This is a genomic window from Rosistilla ulvae, from assembly GCF_007741475.1.
Classification (GTDB): Bacteria; Planctomycetota; Planctomycetia; order Pirellulales; family Pirellulaceae; genus Rosistilla; species Rosistilla ulvae.
The window spans coordinates 6,268,396-6,286,768 of record NZ_CP036261.1 but is presented as its reverse complement, the minus strand read 5'-3'; the positions used below and the strand labels follow the sequence as shown (position 1 = coordinate 6,286,768).

16 protein-coding genes are annotated in these 18,373 nt (G+C 59.0%); 13 read left to right on the top strand and 3 right to left on the bottom strand.

The features are described 5' to 3' along the window. The first annotated feature begins 93 nt into the window (after positions 1-93). The 4 genes from EC9_RS22340 to EC9_RS22325 all read left to right on the top strand — a co-directional run bounded on the left by EC9_RS22340 (position 94) and on the right by EC9_RS22325 (position 2,852). Positions 94-1,137 (top strand): hypothetical protein, encoded by a 1,044-nt coding sequence (locus EC9_RS22340; protein WP_145348274.1) that lies wholly within the window; start codon positions 94-96, stop codon positions 1,135-1,137. After that, positions 1,134-1,511, top strand: a complete 378-nt coding sequence (locus EC9_RS22335; RefSeq protein ID WP_145123200.1) for a hypothetical protein — start codon at positions 1,134-1,136, stop codon at positions 1,509-1,511. The genes EC9_RS22340 and EC9_RS22335 overlap by 4 nt, the downstream gene beginning before the upstream one ends. After that, entirely contained in the window at positions 1,450-2,142 is a 693-nt protein-coding gene (locus EC9_RS22330; protein ID WP_218934353.1) for a hypothetical protein, read from the top strand. The genes EC9_RS22335 and EC9_RS22330 overlap by 62 nt, the downstream gene beginning before the upstream one ends. 83 nt (positions 2,143-2,225) lie before the next feature. Continuing rightward, complete coding sequence (locus EC9_RS22325; protein ID WP_145348272.1) at positions 2,226-2,852, top strand: hypothetical protein; 627 nt, start codon at positions 2,226-2,228, stop codon at positions 2,850-2,852. Positions 2,853-2,873: 21 nt separating this feature from the next. On the opposite strand, the gene EC9_RS22320 is transcribed toward EC9_RS22325, so the two are convergent. Both EC9_RS22320 and EC9_RS22315 read right to left on the bottom strand, forming a co-directional pair. After that, a complete protein-coding gene (locus EC9_RS22320; protein WP_145348271.1) occupies positions 2,874-4,565 on the bottom strand; it encodes an acetate--CoA ligase family protein in 1,692 nt (563 codons plus the stop codon). A gap of 270 nt (positions 4,566-4,835) precedes the next feature. Then, complete coding sequence (locus tag EC9_RS22315; protein ID WP_145348270.1) at positions 4,836-6,206, bottom strand: hypothetical protein; 1,371 nt, start codon at positions 6,204-6,206, stop codon at positions 4,836-4,838. A gap of 259 nt (positions 6,207-6,465) precedes the next feature. Here EC9_RS22315 and surE point away from each other — a divergent pair, with 259 nt between their 5' ends. From surE to EC9_RS22290, 5 genes are all read left to right on the top strand, one after another. After that, a complete protein-coding gene (gene surE / locus EC9_RS22310) occupies positions 6,466-7,218 on the top strand; it encodes a 5'/3'-nucleotidase SurE (RefSeq protein WP_145348269.1) in 753 nt (250 codons plus the stop codon). Positions 7,219-7,223: 5 nt separating this feature from the next. Further along, a complete protein-coding gene (locus tag EC9_RS22305; protein WP_145348268.1) occupies positions 7,224-7,829 on the top strand; it encodes a hypothetical protein in 606 nt (201 codons plus the stop codon). Then, positions 7,829-9,211, top strand: a complete 1,383-nt coding sequence (locus EC9_RS22300; RefSeq protein WP_145348267.1) for a vacuolar protein sorting-associated family 26 protein — start codon at positions 7,829-7,831, stop codon at positions 9,209-9,211. Before EC9_RS22305 ends, EC9_RS22300 begins: the two co-directional genes overlap by 1 nt. 65 nt (positions 9,212-9,276) lie before the next feature. Continuing rightward, positions 9,277-10,737: a TMEM43 family protein gene (locus EC9_RS22295; protein WP_145348266.1), complete on the top strand. Its 1,461-nt coding sequence runs from the start codon at positions 9,277-9,279 to the stop codon at positions 10,735-10,737. Positions 10,738-10,747: 10 nt separating this feature from the next. Beyond that, positions 10,748-11,287: a shikimate kinase gene (locus EC9_RS22290; protein ID WP_246105830.1), complete on the top strand. Its 540-nt coding sequence runs from the start codon at positions 10,748-10,750 to the stop codon at positions 11,285-11,287. A gap of 211 nt (positions 11,288-11,498) precedes the next feature. Here the strand turns inward: EC9_RS22290 and EC9_RS22285 are convergent, their stop codons facing one another. Next, on the bottom strand, positions 11,499-13,223 hold the full coding sequence (locus EC9_RS22285; RefSeq protein ID WP_218934352.1) for an FMN-binding protein: 1,725 nt from the start codon (positions 13,221-13,223) through the stop codon (positions 11,499-11,501). Positions 13,224-13,472: 249 nt separating this feature from the next. Here EC9_RS22285 and EC9_RS22280 point away from each other — a divergent pair, with 249 nt between their 5' ends. The 4 genes from EC9_RS22280 to EC9_RS22265 all read left to right on the top strand — a co-directional run bounded on the left by EC9_RS22280 (position 13,473) and on the right by EC9_RS22265 (position 18,364). Next, positions 13,473-16,871 (top strand): FAD-dependent oxidoreductase, encoded by a 3,399-nt coding sequence (locus tag EC9_RS22280; protein ID WP_145348264.1) that lies wholly within the window; start codon positions 13,473-13,475, stop codon positions 16,869-16,871. Positions 16,872-16,907: 36 nt separating this feature from the next. Then, positions 16,908-17,321 (top strand): phosphoribosyl-AMP cyclohydrolase, encoded by a 414-nt coding sequence (gene hisI / locus EC9_RS22275; protein ID WP_145348263.1) that lies wholly within the window; start codon positions 16,908-16,910, stop codon positions 17,319-17,321. Next, complete coding sequence (locus EC9_RS22270; protein WP_145348262.1) at positions 17,284-17,760, top strand: hypothetical protein; 477 nt, start codon at positions 17,284-17,286, stop codon at positions 17,758-17,760. The genes hisI and EC9_RS22270 overlap by 38 nt, the downstream gene beginning before the upstream one ends. A 139-nt stretch (positions 17,761-17,899) precedes the next feature. Beyond that, entirely contained in the window at positions 17,900-18,364 is a 465-nt protein-coding gene (locus EC9_RS22265) for a RidA family protein (protein WP_145348261.1), read from the top strand. The last annotated feature ends 9 nt before the right edge of the window (positions 18,365-18,373 follow it).

Here is an 18,373-nt window from a genome sequence, read left to right as displayed (position 1 = left end):
TGATATGATACAGCAGACCGAACCATTCGAGGCGGCCAGCGACCGATGTTCCGCCCTGCCGCACTCCCTCTCCATCACCCCGACGACACACCGATGATCCGCAGGCCTCGCCTTCTTAATAAAAAACGTGGCAGCCGACGTTCGGGATGGCAAATCTGGGGAACCGTTGGCGAAACGCTCTTTTTTGCCGCCCTATTCCTGCTGGGATCCTTTGGGTTTGGACTGATCATCGCGATCGTCACCTTCGCCACCGACCAAGCTCCCGTCACGCCCGGCTTCGGATTTTGGACCCTCCTGATCGCCTCGATCTCGCTGATTTTTCTAGGAACCAGCGGCGTGACCTATCGAATTTTGGGCGTGGGAGCCAGCCATGAGCGCCGCAGTGCGCTAGCCAAACGCGCCGCAGAAATCGAACTGGTGCCGCGTGGCAAACTGGGCAAAAACGACCTCCCCAACGTCCCTCAGCTGAAGCGAATTACCGAAAGCCCCGGCACGCAGCTCGCGTTCCGCTTGCCGACGATCGCGTCGCCGATCTGGAATCTCGCCGCGTCCGCCGCGTTAGCCTTCATGTGGACCGGATGTGCGCTGTCGTTGCTGGGCGTATCGATCGTGTCGATCGTCGAAGGCCAGCCGCGGGTGCTGCTGACCATACTGATCGTGCCGATCAGTGCGGCGGGGATCTGGACCTTCCGCCGCTTCATCATCCAACTGAAAAAGTCGGCTGGGATCGGGCTGTCGATCGTCGAGATCAGCAACCATCCGCTACAACCCGGACAGACCTGCGAAGTCTATGTGGCGCAGTACGGTCGTGCTGCCCTCAAATCTTTCCAGGCTAAGCTAGTCTGTGAGGAGCTATCCACATTCCGCCAAGGAACCGACGTCAGGACTGAAAAACATGCTGTTTTTGAAGAAATAGTGCTTGCTATCAGCGGAATAACCATTGACCCCAACCAGCCTTGGGAGCGAAAATTTACGTTAGCAGTTCCACCAAGTGCGATGCATTCGTTTCAAAGCCCGCACAATTCAATTAGTTGGTGGATTGTAATCCACGGAGAGGGTTCCCCTTGGCCATCGTACTTCCGAAGATTCCCGGTCGTAGTGCTACCACACGGCGCAACAACCGCAACCAACCTATGATCAGCATCCAGCTGGATCGCGAGGAAGGTGTTTACTCACCTGGCGATCTGCTCGAATGCAACTGGCGAATCGGTCGGATTGGTCTCGATGGCATTCAGAGCGTCGAAGCGTCCGTGTTATGGTACACCGAAGGCAAGGGTGACGAAGACTTTTCCGTCCACCACTTTGTCCGCGTCTCGGGCGAACAATTGCGTAAATTGGGCGACAGCTACCAACACTCGCTAGTCACCGCTTTGCCGATGAGCCCGCTGACCTACGACGGGCAACTGCTGCGAATCCGTTGGTGCGTCCGACTGCGAATCTTCCTACCCAATGAAAACGATACGGTTTGGCAACAGCCGTTTTTCCTTGGTTATGCCGACAGCGACGCCTAGTCCGCACGATCGGCAAGCCGCTTGGCGTCAACCGACCAATCCGTTTGCCACCCGCTGCGTACGCCCCGCCGCGCTTCGCTTTCGCTTCGATCAAACCAGCGTCGACATCGAATCGCTCGCCGGCAAACTGCGTTCTCAATCAGCCGTCGGATCGGTGATCGTCGGCCCTCACGGCTCGGGCAAATCGACTCTTGTAGCGCATCTGAGCGGCAAACTTCAGGACGACTTCAGCTCGGTCCAAACCAAGACTCTTCGCATCGGTGATCCGACGCGAGGCTTCATCCGCTGGGCGATTCGCCAGCCGGCCGGATCGCTGCTGATCGTCGACGGGCTGGAACAATTGGACAGCTTCCGCCGCCGGGCGTTACTGTTCGTCTGCCGCCTGCGCCGCATCCGTTGCCTGGCGACCGCACACGCCCCGCTTCCCGGGTTTTGCGAATTGCATCGGACCGCCGCAACGATCGACTTGGCCAAACAACTGGCCAGCGAACTACTGAGCCAAGATAAACTCCGAATCGCTGCGGCCCATGATTTCATCGACCAAATCTGGGATGATCTCGACGGCAACCTCCGCGAGCTGTGGTTCGCCATGTATGATTGGTATCAAGCCGAGGCGCTCGCGTCTCGCTAGCCTGCCGCGCAATGCCTACGGTTGCCGCGCGACCTTTCGTGCACAGACCCCTCGAGTTTTCTCGCCCCGCGAATAGTACAGTAATGCCTATTGTTATGCCCGTCGTCGTCAGCCAAGCCGCTGGCGCAAACCAAGCTCATCGCGATTTGGAAGAGAAACTCGTCACGCGGCTAATGCTCGACGAAGCAGCCGACGTGCGGCTGATCGGACCAATGCAGCAGCTGCAAGGCAATTCGACCGACCAAGTCATGCTCGAACGCATAACCAGCGATTTCATCCTGCTCGGCTGGCACGCCCCCGAGGAGAGCTTGCGAAATTTGCAGGCGCTCGGCATCGCCGCTCGTCGCGCCGCCCATGCCGGCGACCGGAACCCGCCTTTGAGATCCTGCCGCGGCGTCTACTTTATCGACCTCACGAAACTGAAATCGATCGACGACGCGATCGCGCAGATCAAAGCCTGCTCGGCGAACCGAGCGAACAAAACGATCCAGATTGGCTTGTCGGCACCCAGTCCCAAAAAGACGGCTTCGCCGGTGACACCCTCTTCGCCACCGCCGACATCCCAGCCCGCTCCGCCTGCTGCGGAGAGTCCATCGACCGCCGAGCGATATGTCGCTCTCGGTTGGAACGATCATCGCGACGAACCGCACGACGCAGTGGACGATGCGATGGAATCGCTGATCGATGAACTGGACCAGATGGATCTTTGATCGTTTGATTTGCGGTGCATCTTAGGCAACGCGGCGGACATGAATCCGCGCGTCCAACGCGACGGCGCCGTGTGGCGAGACGAGCAAAGGGTTCATCGTCAGCTGTCGAATTTCCGGGCAATCGGTGAGCATCTGCGCCGTCCGCAACATCACGTCGACAAGCGAATCGACATCGATCGCCGCGCGATTGCGAACGCCTTGCATCAACGGCCAGATCTTCAACGAGCGAATCATCCCGCGGGCGACCGGAGTGTTCCACGGCGGCAACTCAAAGACCGTATCGTGCAATGCTTCGCCAGCGATCCCGCCGGTCGCCAACATCAACATCGGTCCCATTGCCGGATCGCGGAAGCCGCCCACAATCAATTCAAACGCATCGCGTGAATCGATCATCGGCTGGACCGTCACGCCCGGCACGATCGCATCGGGAGCGTGTTGCCGCGCCGAACGCATTAATCCGCAAAACGCAGCTCGGACTTCCGATGCGTCATGCAGATGCAATGCCACGCCACCGACATCGGTCTTGTGTGCGATCTGCTGCGAGACGATCTTCAACACCACCGGATAACGGAGCACTTCGGCACAAGCGACTGCTTCATCGATACTCCCCGCCCGCAGCGATTCAGCGACCGGAATGCCGTAAGCGCTCAGCACCCGCTTCGATGCATCTTCGGCCATCGTTTCGATCGAATCTCGGACCGCGTCGGATAGCGTTTGTTGCACGATCAACGGACTGCAATCGCTACGCAGCTGATAGCTGCGGGCCGGTTGATCCAAATACTCGCGGTGGCCTCGCTGTTGCAATAGATAATCGAGTGCCATGATCGCTTGTTGCGGCGATCGAAAGCTTGCGATGCCCGCAGCTTGCAACAACGGCTCAACCGCCGTCGCCCCAGCCTCTCCCATCACCACCGCCAACACCAGCTTCGTCGAATCGCGGCAACGATCGATCCAAAGCGTCGCCGCTTCGCGAAGTTCAGTTGACGCCGGCGGACTCCAGAGCACAAGCACCACATCCGCGTTGCCGTCTTCCAAGACGCAACCGACGGCATCGGCAAACCGTTGCGAGGCGGAACAGCCAGTGCCATCGAACGGGCTTGCGATCTCGCCGTGCTCGGGCAGCAAACGTTTTAGCGATTCGATGGTGCACGGCTCCAATTCCGCCAACACGCTGCGGCGATCTTGCATCGCTTCGACAGCAACCCGACCGATCCCGCTGGCATTGGCAATGATCGCAACGCGAGCCCCTGACACGCGTGGCTTTCGCGATAGAAAGGCAGCGGCATCAACAACATCGTCCGGCGCCGCAACTCGTACCATGCCACACTTGCGGAAGAGAGCGTCATCCATGCGGTCGCGATCCAACCAGCCGCCTTCACGCAGAATGTTGCGTGCCGACGATTCAAAGGTTCTCGGCGTGTAGATCACGATCGGCTTGCGACCACAACATTCACCGGCCGCTTCGATCAACGCCTCGACATCGTCGATCGAATCGACGCAGATCCCAATCGCATCGGTCTCTGGATCCGCTGCGATGCGGAGGAGAAAATCGGCAAGCGTCGCCCCCAACACTTTGTCGACCGACACGACGTGCGACAGACCGACCGATCGCTGCCTGGCCCGATCGACCAAGCTATCGCACAAAACAGCGGACTCCGAGATCAACGCGATCTGTTTCGCGACCGGCACTCTCTCTGCACAACGAATACTCATCCGAGCGTCCTCCGTAAAGTTGGGCCGACGGTTGATTCGCGGTTCGCATCGGACAAACGCCAGATGCGACCAAAGCACACATCAGTATAGGCGAATCGGAAACGGAGCGTTCCTGCCCGCCAAATGATTCAGTTAACACGAGTCCCGCGAGGCAGTGTGTCCCAACTTTCGATGGCGTTGGACCGTCGATGAAGATCTAGCGAATCACCGCTCCGGCAGGGACACTTCGCGAGAAGCAACCCCACGTCGAAGACCCACGCGTCCTGTGGATTAGCGACGTTGCCGCGCATGCAACGTGTTTTGCAAGTGTTGCGATAGCAAAACAATGATCGCTCCCGGAACAAAAACCGTCGCTGCGTCGACAAATCGGCCCAACGGAGCGGAGGTGAGGATCACTGGAAGCATTGCCAAAACCGCGTAGAGCAATGCCAGTGATGTCAACAACACGTTTGCCCGCGTGCCATTGGGCAACACGGATTCTCCCGAACTCGATAGCCTGTCACTGATAGGCCACAAGGGCAACAAGATCAATGCCGCCACCGCGCACAACATCAAGAGAAAAAAGGGAGGATGCATGCCGATGTCGGCCAGCGTGATCCGAACTGTCTGCCTGATCGCTTTGGCAATCCAGATCGCATAGGCCAGTGGCTTTCGGAGCATGATCTCGCGATTCAAGCTCGAGATCTCCGCGTGTTGTCGCAGTACGCTGTCACCGAATTCGCGGCTGGCCGTTGGGACGACCACTTCGTAGATCATCGCATTCCAACGATCCTCCATCGTTTGGTACCCCATCCCTTCGGACAACGCGGGATGCTCCGCATACCAATCGATGCGAGAATCGAGCACATGTTGTGCGAACGCCTGCTGATCCGCTGGCAGCTGCTTGACGACCTCTTGATCCAGGAACTGGACCGTGACGCCAGCGAGGTTCTGGCTGCCAAACGCGACAACACCAAACTGCCCCACGACGACTAACCGGATCAACGAATAGAGGACCACTGGGGCCAGACTCGCAACAATCAACACGCCGCACCGACGCATCGTTGGCATCCAAGCGAGCCCCTCGTCCCGCCAGATCAACGCCGCCGCAGCTGGCAAAAAGCCGACCAGGAATAGATACGCCGGACGGCACAGGATGGTTAGGATCGACATCAGGCTGATCGCAAGCAGCAGCCAACGCGATCGCGTGTTGCAGTACATCAGCAGTAGACTGCAGGTGATCAGACTCATCGAAACAGCCAGCGAATCGGTCGAGATCAGGTTGACATTAAACCATAGGGTGATACTCAACAGCGACGCTACGGCCATCAGAAACGTCTGCCAACGAGGGATCCCGATTTTGGAGAACCCAAGGGCCAACATCGCGCAAGCGATCAGATGCACCAGCAACTGAAAGTGAGGAAGCAACGACATCGCCCCCGTCAACTCAAACAGCTCAAGAATCGCGGGGTAGACCGGCGTGCGAATGCTCTTCAATGCAGCCGCAAACGAATCAAAAGGGAACTCGAGATAACTCGGCGAGTCGGGAACCTGCTGCGGGTGCAAGCGACCAGTGACCTGCAACGCCACGACCAAACATCCCGCCAGCGCGATCCAGATCCCTACCAGCCAATTGCGCGACGAAAAATTGGGTGTGCTCACGACGAGAAACCTTGGGGCGATGAAATGTCGGACGCCGCCAACCGACGGGTCGCAAAAGGCCCGGAGCCAAGGTAGTTTTGGATCGGCGAGCGTCGTCGCAGCCAGCAGCCACGAATCGTATTAAAGATTACCGATTGCCCGGGATCATGACAAGCAAAGCGGTAAGGGACCAGGAGACGCAGCTCGCTCGCGGCGCCCTGTTCAAAATCGAGAACATTGATGCTACGTTGCTCTGCATAACACAAGGAGCTGATCAACGATGCGTATTATGTTAACAAACGATGATGGAATCTTCGCGCCGGGGCTGGAGGCGATGGAACGAGAGTTCACGCCGCTGGGCGATGTCCAAACCTGCGCCCCGACAACCGAGCAGAGCGGCGTCGGGCATTCGATCACCTACCTGACTCCGCTGACCTATAAAGAAGTCTTCCGCGAAAACGATCGACTGGCATTTGCTGTCGACGGATCGCCAGCGGATTGCGTCAAACTGGGTATTTCCGAACTCTGCGAACATCGCCCCGACGTGGTGATCAGCGGCATCAACAGCGGGCTGAACGCTGGCATCAACGTCCTCTATTCGGGAACGGTTGCCGCCGCGATCGAAGCTGCTTTTTTTGGCGTCACCAGCTTCGCCGTTTCGCTCGAATACGATCCCCACGCCGATTATCGCCGAGCCGCCGAGATCGCTCGCGAGATCGTGATGAAGATCATCGCCCGCGACGAAGCGAAAGCGGGCCTGTTCAACATCAACATCCCGACCGCCGCGACGCGTCAGCCGGCGGAAGTGCGTGTCGTCCCGATGGGCATCGGACACTACGGCAGCCAGTACATCAAACGCCAGGATCCCAACAACCGAGACTACTACTGGGCGACTGTCGATCCAGCTCCCGCGCCGACCGACCACAACACCGACCTCAACGCGTTGGCGGAAGGTTTTGTTACGGTCTCTCCGCTAAAGTTCGACCTGACGCGTCAGGAACTGCTGTCGCCAATGAAGACATGGGAACTGTAGGGCGGATGGACTGGCAACCCTTTGCGGCGATGAACCTGCTCCGCAATCCGTTTGGCGAACTGACGCGGGACGACCGTGTGCGAGCTGCCGTGGTCGATGTCGCCCACTGCATCGATCGCCTGCAGCAACCGCAAACCGCATTGCAGTTCATCGCCGACTGTGGTCGCGGCAAGACAACGCATCTATTGTCGATCGCGGCTCAGGCCCCCGAGGCAGCATACGTCTATCTGCCCGAAGACGAGCGATGTCCGCCGATTCCGCACGGCCAACCGCTGCTGATCGACGAAGCGCAGCGTTTGCCTTGGCTCGTACGACGGCGAGCGTTCGCCCGCGGCGGCGCTTTGGTGCTGGGGACGCATGTCGATTTAACCGGCCCACTACGGCGTGCAGGCTACCGCGTCTGGACGTATCATGTGGGGCAAGATCTCACGGCAGAACGACTAGCCCAAATGCTCAACCGACGAATTCAGCTGGCCCAACTTCGCAGCGGAACGATTCCGCAAATCAGCGAAGCCGAGGCAGCCGATTGGATGGCACGCCATGGCAGCGATATCCGCGCGATCGAATTCGATTTATACGAACGCTTTCAACAGCAGATTGGAGTCGGCTGATGGCAAAATGCAGCTTGGCAATCGAACTCGACGAACCCGACCGCCTCTACACATCTAACGACCGAATTCGCGGCAGCGTCGTCGTTCGCGCCGATGACGATGTCCAATGCAAAGCGCTCCAGGTTCGCAGCGGCTGGGCGACCCACGGCCGAGGCAACATCGATTCGCACGATCTACACTCCGAGGTGCTGTTCCAAGGGCAATGGCGCAGCGGCGAAGAACATCGCTACCGCTTCGACCTGCCCGTCTCGGCATGGCCACCAACCTATCACGGCAGGTTTCTGAGCGTCGACCACTACGTCCACGCAACCGCCGATATCCCTTGGGCATTCGACCCAAAGGAATCGCGGCCGTATCAAGTCGTCAGCTCCAAAGCCCCCGAGGCGGGAGTTGCGGAAAAGGCGACAGCCAGCCCGCTCGTTGGGGGGGTCGTGAAATTCGTTTTCATCGGCGTCGCGTTGTTCATGCTGCTCAACCCAATGCTCTGGATCTTTGGAATCCCCATTGCAATCGGCTACGGCATCTGGTGGTTCCTTAAAAAGTACCTGCCAAAAAAACTATTGGGACAAGTCGAATACACGCTCAATCAGGAAAGCTTTCAGCCTGGGGAAACGCTTCGAGCGACGCTTCGCGTTCATCCCACGAAAGACATCGCGATCAATTCGGTGATCTGGTCGGTGACCGGTACCGAGGTCTGCGTCTCGGGCTCGGGAAGCAATCGGCGGACGCATCGCCACGAACTATTCCGCGGCGGAAAGTTTGTCGACGAGCTTCGCATCCTGCCCGGGAACAAGGAAACGCTGATCCCGCTGGAGCTTCAACTGCCCGATAAGCCTTGTTTTACGATGAGTCTCGGCTCGAATCAGATTCTTTGGGAAACGAAGATTCGCATCGATATCCCGCGTTGGCCCGACTGGAACCATTCGCTGGCGATGCAACTGGCGCCGTCGAAAGAAATTGTTGAAGCAGCTACCGTCGAAACGATCGCTAGCGGCCGGGGCGTCTCGAAACCGCCGACCCCGGCGGCTGGCGAAGAACCCGACGTGACCTTCGCAGCAACGCTGGAGATGATTCAATCGGTGATCGGCGACGATAGGCAAGTCGACCGAATCGTCGATGCCGTTCGCGAATTGCCGATGCAGTTGAACCTGATTCCGCAACGTCGGGAACTCTACAGCAGTAGCAGCAAAGATCACGCCTACTCCGATGGACACGTTGTGATCGGGCAAACGATCGACCCCGTGATGCCGGTCACGATGTTCATCCCGCGTTCCTTGGCGGATGAATTCGACCAAGCGACCGATCGCCCGTGGAGCGGGGAAGGAAGTATTGTCGGATACGATCATCGGCAAAACCGCTTGCAATTGCGTATTGAACCCTAGTGACGCGTTGCGTCCAATAGCCGCTCGCCGGCGTCAACTTCCCGATTGATTTGACAGGTGCCTCGATGGCTCGAAAAGAAAAAAGCCGCTGGGGCGGGATTGTGATTGGTCCCGTCGTGATGCTCGCTGCAATGGCGGCACTCTGGTGCAACGAGACAAGATACGACTACTACAAAGCAGCCGCGAAGACCACCGAAGTTGCAGTTCCCGACGATGCGAAACCGGGAGCAAACTTCTCGCTGACGGGATCGATGGATGCTGGATTAACGTACCCCGGAAAATACGTCGATTCGTTCACCGGCTACCTGACCGTCGCGCGAAGCGCTGAAATCTATTGCTGGGACCACGACAAAGACGATGATCACGACCGCTGGTCGATGAAATGGAAGAGTAGCGTCGAGAGCAATTCGCGAAACAGCGGCGTTCATCAGCAATGCTCTTCGACTTCACTGCACCCGCCGGAATATCGAGTTGGTGAGTTGCCAGTCGACAGCCAATTGATCGAATTCGTCGACGGCTACGATCCGATTCGCCCCAACGCCCTTACCCTTTCCCCGGCCGGCACCGCTTTGCGTCTGCAGCCACAAGGCGAATACTTCTACCTGTCGAAGAATCGGTCGGGCAACCTCGGCGATGAACGCGTCCGCTACACGGGAATTCCAGTCCCCGCATTGGCGACCTATTTTGGAAAGTCCGCATCGGGGCGGGGCGTCGCCGACCAATCACACCAACGCACGGGATTTATCAATCAAATCATCCAAGATTCGGGCAACCTCCATTACATCGTGGCGGGGGACCGCCCGACGGCCTTGGCGTCGATGAAGTCCCATATCCAACGGTTGAAATGGATCGTCCGCGGGATCGGTACCGCTGCGGTCGTGATCGGGATGATGATCCTCTGCTCGACTTTCGTCGGCTTCCTGTTCCACATTCCGGTGATCGGTTCGATCGCCGAAACGGGAACGTTCCTGATCTCCCTGCTGATCGGCCTTCCGCTGGCACTGCTTACGATCGCCAGCGGTTACCTTGCATCTCATCCTTTCATATTGGCAGCGATCGCGATCGGAATCGTGGCGATCATCTATTGGATTCGCCAACGAGGCCAAGCCTCACAACAAATCCTCAAGCAGGACCTGGACCAACAATACGGCCATCAGCTTGGGTATGAAGAGATGAAAGATCTGGAGTTTTTGGAACTGGCGCAGCTGGCATTTTCGGACGCCAAGCTCGACGCCGGCGAAGCAAAAGTGCTATCGCAGTGGGCTCGCAAACAGGGCTGGGACAAAGCGAAATGCGATGCGATGATTAAGCGTGCCAAGGAGAATCGAGCGACCGAAGCGGCGGCCGAATCGAACGACGATCACTTGCAAAACCTGATTCGCTTGGCAATGGCCGACGGCTCGCTCTCCAACTATGAAATTCGCACGATCCGGAAGGTCAGCAAACAGATCGGTTACGACGATCAGACGATTCGCGAAATGATCGACCGCGTCCGACGCGGGATCGCCACACCAACACCTGCCTGAAAGCACACGCTTGTTGAATTCGAAACATCTCTATTTGATAGGTTATCGCGGGTCGGGAAAGTCGTCGGTCGCACGGGTTCTCGCCGCGCGAATTGGTTGTACTTGGATCGATTCGGACGATGAGATCGAACGCCGCGCGGGAGTCTCGATCGCCAAGATCTTTGCAGCCCACGGCGAGCCGGGATTCCGCGATCTCGAAACCGCAGCGATCGAAGCGCTCAGCAAGACGCCGCGGCAAGTGATCGCGTTAGGCGGCGGAGCGATCCTGCGACCGGAGAACCGCAACATGATCGCCCAGACCGGCCAAGCGATCTGGCTCGACGGGCGACCCGAAGTGCTGGTCGAGCGGATCGAAGCCGATGCAACCAGCGCCAGCCGCCGGCCTAGCTTGACCGAACATCCGATGCTGCAAGAGGTGCGTCAGTTGATGGCGGCGCGCGAACCGCTTTATCGCGAAGTCGGCAATCTACGGATCGATGTCAGCGACCAAACACCCGACCAGATCGTCGAACAAATAACCAAGTTCCTCTCCGACCAAGCCGCCAGCTAATCGCCATCACGATCGTTTAACCGCGTGCCCAACGGGCCGCGCTCAACCGGTTGCAACACAGAGCGCGCGGGGCGTTGCCCGCGCGGTTAAACGAAGAACTTAGCAATCCGCGCGCGTTTAACCGCGTGCCCAGCGGGCCGCGTGTGCCGAGTTGAAGCCCCGACGCGCGGGGCGTTGCCCGCGCGGTTAAACGATCGGCCTCCAACGGCGATCAACTCAGATAGATCCCGATCGCTGCGGCAGCCAGCGCGGTGACAAACAGATCGCCGCGTGTAAAACGTCCGCTGCCGCCGTGCCATCTCAAAAAGCGAAGCATCGCTCCGGTCGGGCAACCGTAATGGCAATAAGCCATAGGAACGAAAGCCGATACGACAAGGCCAACCGCCGCGACACTCAGCGTCGCCCAGCCGGCGATCCGGATTACAAACGCATCAAACGGCTCGATCCCGACCAGGCTAACCGGCAGATGCAACATCGCCACCACCACGACAAAGACCAACAGGATCGCGGGGAGCAGACGCAGCGAGCGGTCGATCCATCGCGGAAACTTCGCTCGCAACGGAACGCGGCGCAGCCAATCTTGGGCCGCTCCGAAGGGACACAGATGCGTGCAATAAACTTGGCGACCGGTGAAGATCGGACAGGCCAATGCCGCTGCGGTCAGCAGAACCAAGCCGGGGGCGACCTGCCAGGCGACGCCGTTCTGTGCCCAGCCGACCAACAAAGCTTGCGAGACCATGTCGGCGTTGATAAATCCCAAATAGACGATCAGCACGATCTGAAATCCTATCCGCAACCAACGCTTGCCTCGCAGATGAGTCAACGCCAACAGCAGAGCCAGCACGACAACGATCGCCGTACCGTAATCGCGCGGCGAAAAATCGTACCAACGCGGCGGTTCAGCCACCACGATCGGATGTTCCGCCTGCACTTCCGACGCCGTGTGGATTAACGCTTCGGCGACTCGAGTGCTCGTTTTGGTAGCTCCCGAAACCCCTTCGATCCCCGCGTCGACAACATCCAGCTCCGCGATATCGGCTAGCGAAAACCCTTTGAAGATGTTGAAGAAGTACTCGTCTTCTTTGACATAACGCACGTACGGTTCGTTGTCGAAACTGTGTCGGATCGCCGCCCCGACGATCCGGTGCTCGGGGTCCAATGCGACCAAGGTATCGGTGGGGCCCTGGTATCCGATCATGTTATCGGCATGGGGTGAAGTCCGCAGCACTTTTCCCAACTCAGCCCCTTCGGCGTCGCACACGATCTGCAAGCTTGGTTTCTGCGGATCGTCGGTCAAACTTGCCGCTTCGGGAAAGAAGGCCTTCGCCTCTTCGAGCGTGATCGCCTCGGGGAACCGCGAGGAAGGATTCGCGCCACCCAGCCGCCGCGCGATCCCGTCGATGATCGCCAGGCTCGTCAACGTCGCTCCGGAAACCGCGTCGATCTGCGGCTGGCTGGCCGCTTGCCAATTCAGTCCATTCAGACTGGTCATAAACGTTTCGTTTTCGATCACGTCGCGCGTGTGCTCGCGCGTGTCGCCGCTGTGCAAAACCGACATCCCCAGAATTCGCTTGTCCGGGCCAAAGCCGAGCAGCGTGTTGGTGGGTCCCGAGAATCCGATCACCCTGTCCGCTTCGGGAAACGTCTGGACCACAAAGCCCAACTCTTTTTCGTCGGCATCCAACACCGTCTGGCCGCCATGATCGGGATCCCACGGCCCCAGCGATTTGGCGTCGGGGAACAATTCCGCCACCTGATCGACGACCAACGCCTGCACTCGATCGCCGCGTTGTTGCGCGACATACCAACGATGCTGATGATGGATCGCCGCGATAATCACCAGGAACAAAATCACGCGGTAGGAATGCAGGGCGAGGGTTTGAAATCGTCCCGGACGCTCTCGCCGCGGGCGTTCAACAATCGGTAGTTCGGTCATGCGTAATCGAAGCTCGTCGCCAGGAATTGCTTGTTTTGAGGAATGCCATACGGCATAATGGCGGGCAATAGAAGGCCAACACGAGGCCGCTGCGGGCCCGCAGTCTACCATAAATCGTCTGGGAGACTTGAGGCGTGATACCGCCACTCTCGCGGCCCGCACCTTCCGTCCCCGCTCCTCGCTCAAAATCTGGCCAGGCACAGCGTCCCTTTGCGGCGCTCCCTTCCCCCAATCGACAGATCTTCCATCATGCTGCACTATCGCACCTCGATCGCCTTGCTTTGTTGGATTGCTTGCGCGCGGTCCGTTTTCGCGGAAACATCGATCATCGAATCGCAGCGTCAATTGCCGATCGCCTACCAGGCGGACGTCGTTGTCGTGGGCGGAACGACCGGAGCCGTCTCGGCTGCGATCGCCGCAGCCGAACAAGGAGCTTCGGTCTTCCTCGCCGCACCGCGACCGTATCTTGGCGAAGACGTCACCGGAACGCTGAGGTTGTGGTTGGAACCGGGCGAAGAGCCCGCGTTGCCGCTGGAACACAAGCTGTTCGATGTGGCACCAAGGCCGAGCCTGTGGGCTGGCCGATTGCCTTTTAAATATGAAGCCGATCGTGAAGCCGATCGCGCGCACGCCGAAACCAAACCCGCATCGCGACTGACCGACGGCCGGATGGGCAACGCCGTCAACGATTCGCTTCAATTCAGCGACACGGTGACGATCGTCGCCGAGCTCGAAGGGCTCAAGCGAGTCAAGGAACTCCATCTGCTGGCCTACCAACGCAGCGGCGTCTTCGAAGTCGCTCAGATGCAGGTTTGGACCTCGCCCAACGGCAAACTGTGGCGAGACCTCGGCGTCGTCCCCAACAATCAACTCGATGGCGGCGTCAACGAAAACAATGGCGTCGACCTCGCGCTGCCGATCAAACAGCCCTGCCGTTTCATCAAGGTGACCATCCAAAAGACGGAGCAGTCCGAACGGATGCTGTTGGGCGAATTGGTGATCCTTGAAGATCAACCCGAGACCAAACAAACGACCAAGCGACAAGCTCCCACGCCGATGCAGGTGAAATATGCGTTGGACCAAGCCTTGATCGATGCCGGCGTCAAATTCCTGTACGGTTCCCCCGTTACCGATGTCTTGCGAGATGAGCAGGGCCAATTGGCCGGGATCGTGATGGCCAATCGCGCTGGCCGCCAAGCTGTCAAAGCCCCAGTGATCATCGACGCCACAATGCGAGGCACAACAGCTCGTATTGCCGGTGCCAAGTGCCTTCCCTATCCCAGTGGTCGGCAAACCTTTCAACGCGTCGTCGTCGGAGGTGAGCTTGAGCCGCGGGCTGGCATGACGCTGACCTCTCCCGGCGTTGAATTTGGCACCCGCGACGGGCTGCATGAACTGCAGGTCTGCACGATGGAAGTCGACATGCCCGATGGCAGCTTCGCCGCGTTCGCCAACGCGGAACAACAGCTCCGCGACGCGACCTTCTCGGCACAGCTGGTCGATGAATCCGACTTCGCCTTCCAAATCCCTCCCGATCCGATCGTCTCCCGCATCGCTGTGGATGATGCTTCGTTCGACCCAGCCACGCTCGATTTGAAAGCGTGTCAGCCCCGCGACTTGAACCGCATCTATGTTCTCGGCGGCGCTGCGGACGTCTCGCGAGCTGCGGCTCACGATCTAATGCGCCCTTTAAATCTGATCCGTCTGGGACAACGCGTCGGTCAAGCTGCCTACTCAGCAGCGAAGGCAAACCCGACGCGCGGCGAGATCGTTGTCGCCAGCAGCATCGACGCGGACGCGATCCGATTGGTCGACGTGCGCGAATTCCTGCAAGGTGCCCGGCCAACCGATGAAGATCTGCCAACGGTCAACTCTCCCGAACGCAGCTTGCCCATCCTGGGAACCTACGACGTCGTGGTCGTTGGCGGCGGCACTGGCGGAGCGCCCGCCGGGATCGGCGCGGGGCGGCGCGGTTCGAAAACGCTTGTCATCGAATATCAAGATCATCTGGGGGGCGTGGGAACGCTGGGCTTGATCAGCAGCTATTACCACGGATATCGCAAGGGATTTACAGCCGAAGTCGATAAGGGAGTCGCCGCATTGGGCGGACCGAAGCGGCATGGCGGCTGGAATCCCGTGACCAAACGGGAGTACTGGCGTCGCGAAGTCCGCGCCGCCGGGTGCGACATCTGGTTCTCGACCCTTGGCGTCGGCACGCTGGTGAGCGGCGAATTCGTCAAAGGCGTTGTAGTCGCAACGCCAACCGGCCGCGGCGTCGTGCTGGCCAAAACGGTCGTCGATTCGACGGGTAACGCCGACGTTGCCGCAGCAGCCGGCGCCGAAACGATCACGACGTCGTCGGATCATGTGGCGATGCAGGGGACCGGACTCTCGCCGCGAGCCCTCGGGACCGGCTACACCAACACCGACTACTCGTTCTCGGACGATTCCGATCCTGTCGATCAATGGCGGATGATCGTCTCGGCGCGACGCAAGTTTAAGAACAGCTACGACATCTCGCCGTTCATCGATTCGCGCGAACGGCGGCGGATCGCGGGCGAAGTCTTCATCACGCCATTGGATCTGATGAACCAGCGAAAGTATTCCGATACGATCGCGATGCACCAGAGCGACTTCGACACCCACGGCTACACCGTCCATCCCGTCTTCTTGATCGACTTCCCCGACAAGAAACAGATGACCGTGCCGGTCCCCTACCGAGCATTGTTGCCGAAAGATCTCGACGGCATCTTGGTCACGGGGCTGGGAATCAGTGCCCATCGCGACGCGATGCCGATCCTGCGGATGCAGCCCTGCGTGCAGAACCAAGGTTACGCGGCCGGAATCGCTGCCTCGATGGCCGCCGAAGCAAACTCATCAACTCGATCGATCGACCTCAGCGCTTTGCAAAAGCACCTGGTCGAAATCGGTTCGCTGGAATCGGAAATCTTGAATCACGAGGACTCGCAACCCGCCGCCGCGGACGTGCTCGCGGCCGCTGTCAAATCGGTCGTGCACGATTACCGTGGCCTCTCGGTGATCCTGGATCAAAACGAAGCTGCCCTGCCGCAACTGCGAACCGCGTTTGCGGCAGCGGACAACGATGAGCACAAAGTGGTTTATGCAAACCTGCTGGGAATGCTCGGCGATTCAACGGGCAGCGGCGTGCTGGCCGATCTGATTCAGAAATCGGAATGGGATGAAGGCTGGAACTTCCGCGGCATGGGCCAATACGGCGGCAGCATCTCGCGACTCGATTCGCACATCATCGCGTTGGGCAAATCGGGAGACGACGCGGCGCTTGCGACGATCCTGAAAAAGGTGAACCAATTGGATGCGTCGAAGGAGTTCTCGCATCACCGCGCCGTCGCGATGGCGTTGGAAACGATGGGCGATCCAAAAGCGGCCGAGTCGCTGGCGCAGCTGTTGCGAAAGCCGGGCATGATGGGGCACGCGATCACCGATATCAACGCAACGGCCAGCAGTTCGGGGAACGAAACGCGCAGCCAACCGCTCCGCGAAATCATCCTCGCGCGAGCTTTGTACCGCTGTGGCGATCACGAAGGGCTTGGCCAACAGATCCTCAACACGTACAAAAAGGATCTGCGGGGCCTGTTCGCCAAGCATGCCAGCGCCGTGCTTCAATAGAATGACTTGCTTGCGATCCCTGTTCGAGGAACTCCAATGACCGACGCCCCTGCCATCCCCGACTTTTCGCGCGGCGTCGATGGTCTGTTGCCAGCGATTGCTCAGGATGCTGGCAGCGGCCGCGTCCTGATGCTCGCCTGGATGAATCCCCAGGCGTGGCAAGAGACGCTGGAAACGGGGCAAGCGACCTACTGGAGTCGCAGCCGCGGCAAGTTGTGGCGCAAAGGAGAGACCAGCGGCCATCGGCAACGCGTGACCGAGATCCGCGTCGACTGCGATGCCGATACGATTCTATTGAGCGTCGAGCAGACGGGAGCCGCCTGCCACGATGGCTATGCCAGCTGTTTCTATCGGACGATCCAGTCCGATGGCTCGGCGACCGTGGCCGATTCCCGATTGGTGGACCCCAACGATGTTTACGGAAAAGGCAGCGACGCACCCTCCGCGTGATCGCACCAGCAACGACAGCCCCGCCGCGCGACGCGTGCGGTTTGTCGTCGCCGTGGCGGCGATCGGCTTGTTAAACCTCAGCTTCACGGCAATGGTCGCGTTCAATGGCGATGCGTCGGCGACAACGGCCTGCCTGCTGTTCCTGGGACATCTCGCCTTACAGGCCATCTTGATAATCCAGCTGGCGAAATTGCTGTACCGCCAACACGGAGTCCGCCAGTTGCGGTTTGGCGTTTCCGCCCTGATGATCCTGACAGCGATCTGCGCCCTGCCGATGGGCGTCGTTCGGATCGCAATGACCGGCGCATCGGCAGCTCGCGCCGATTGGGCGTTCTACTACGGTTTGACCTTGGTTTTCGCTCTGTTACCGCTGCTGGTGGTCTGCGAAGCGGGATGGGTTTGGCGCGCGGCAGTTCGCAAACGACGGCAAAGTCGTTAAGCTGTTCGTCGTTCGAACGGGATTCCCTTCCGCCAGTGAAAGCTCCAACCATGGCCGTCGCTGGACCATGGAATCGTTCCGACGAACATCCCACCTGTTTATCCGACCCAAAAAATTCACGACGATCTAGGAATCACCGATGAGTGCCGAAGCGAATTTGGAAAAACTGAACCTGGAACTTCCCCCAGCCCCTAAACCAGCTGGCGTCTACAAGCCTTGTGTCATCGTTGGCAACTTGGCCTACCTGTCGGGACACGGTCCTTTGAAACCCGATGGCAACCTAATTGTCGGTCGACTGGGCGAAGACATGGATCTCGAAGCGGGGTATGCCGCAGCACGCCAAGTCGGGCTGACTCTGCTCGCATCGATCAAAGCCAATCTGGGCAGCTTGGATCGCGTGAAACGCGTGGTCAAAGCGCTGGCGCTGGTTCGCTGCACCGATGCGTTCGACCAACAACCGGCTGTCGTCAACGGATTCAGCGAACTGTTCCGCGAGGTCTTTGGCGAAGAGTGTGGCGTTGGAGCTCGCAGTGCGATGGGAACCAATGCGTTGCCTGGCGGCATCGCGGTTGAAATCGAAGTGATCCTCGAAATCGAAGCCTAAGGCGATATT

Excerpts from the sequence above, each read along its gene's own strand:
- EC9_RS22340 (WP_145348274.1), top strand. The coding sequence starts at position 94 with ATGATCCGCAGGCCTCGCCTTCTTAATAAAAAACGTGGCAGCCGACGT.
- EC9_RS22335 (WP_145123200.1), top strand. The coding sequence starts at position 1,134 with ATGATCAGCATCCAGCTGGATCGCGAGGAAGGTGTTTACTCACCTGGC.
- EC9_RS22330 (WP_218934353.1), top strand. The coding sequence starts at position 1,450 with ATGAAAACGATACGGTTTGGCAACAGCCGTTTTTCCTTGGTTATGCCG.
- EC9_RS22325 (WP_145348272.1), top strand. The coding sequence starts at position 2,226 with ATGCCTATTGTTATGCCCGTCGTCGTCAGCCAAGCCGCTGGCGCAAAC.
- EC9_RS22320 (WP_145348271.1), bottom strand. The coding sequence starts at position 4,565 with ATGAGTATTCGTTGTGCAGAGAGAGTGCCGGTCGCGAAACAGATCGCG.
- surE (WP_145348269.1), top strand. The coding sequence starts at position 6,466 with ATGCGTATTATGTTAACAAACGATGATGGAATCTTCGCGCCGGGGCTG.
- EC9_RS22305 (WP_145348268.1), top strand. The coding sequence starts at position 7,224 with ATGGACTGGCAACCCTTTGCGGCGATGAACCTGCTCCGCAATCCGTTT.
- EC9_RS22300 (WP_145348267.1), top strand. The coding sequence starts at position 7,829 with ATGGCAAAATGCAGCTTGGCAATCGAACTCGACGAACCCGACCGCCTC.
- EC9_RS22295 (WP_145348266.1), top strand. The coding sequence starts at position 9,277 with ATGGCTCGAAAAGAAAAAAGCCGCTGGGGCGGGATTGTGATTGGTCCC.
- EC9_RS22285 (WP_218934352.1), bottom strand. The coding sequence starts at position 13,223 with ATGACCGAACTACCGATTGTTGAACGCCCGCGGCGAGAGCGTCCGGGA.
- EC9_RS22280 (WP_145348264.1), top strand. The coding sequence starts at position 13,473 with ATGCTGCACTATCGCACCTCGATCGCCTTGCTTTGTTGGATTGCTTGC.
- hisI (WP_145348263.1), top strand. The coding sequence starts at position 16,908 with ATGACCGACGCCCCTGCCATCCCCGACTTTTCGCGCGGCGTCGATGGT.
- EC9_RS22270 (WP_145348262.1), top strand. The coding sequence starts at position 17,284 with ATGTTTACGGAAAAGGCAGCGACGCACCCTCCGCGTGATCGCACCAGC.
- EC9_RS22265 (WP_145348261.1), top strand. The coding sequence starts at position 17,900 with ATGAGTGCCGAAGCGAATTTGGAAAAACTGAACCTGGAACTTCCCCCA.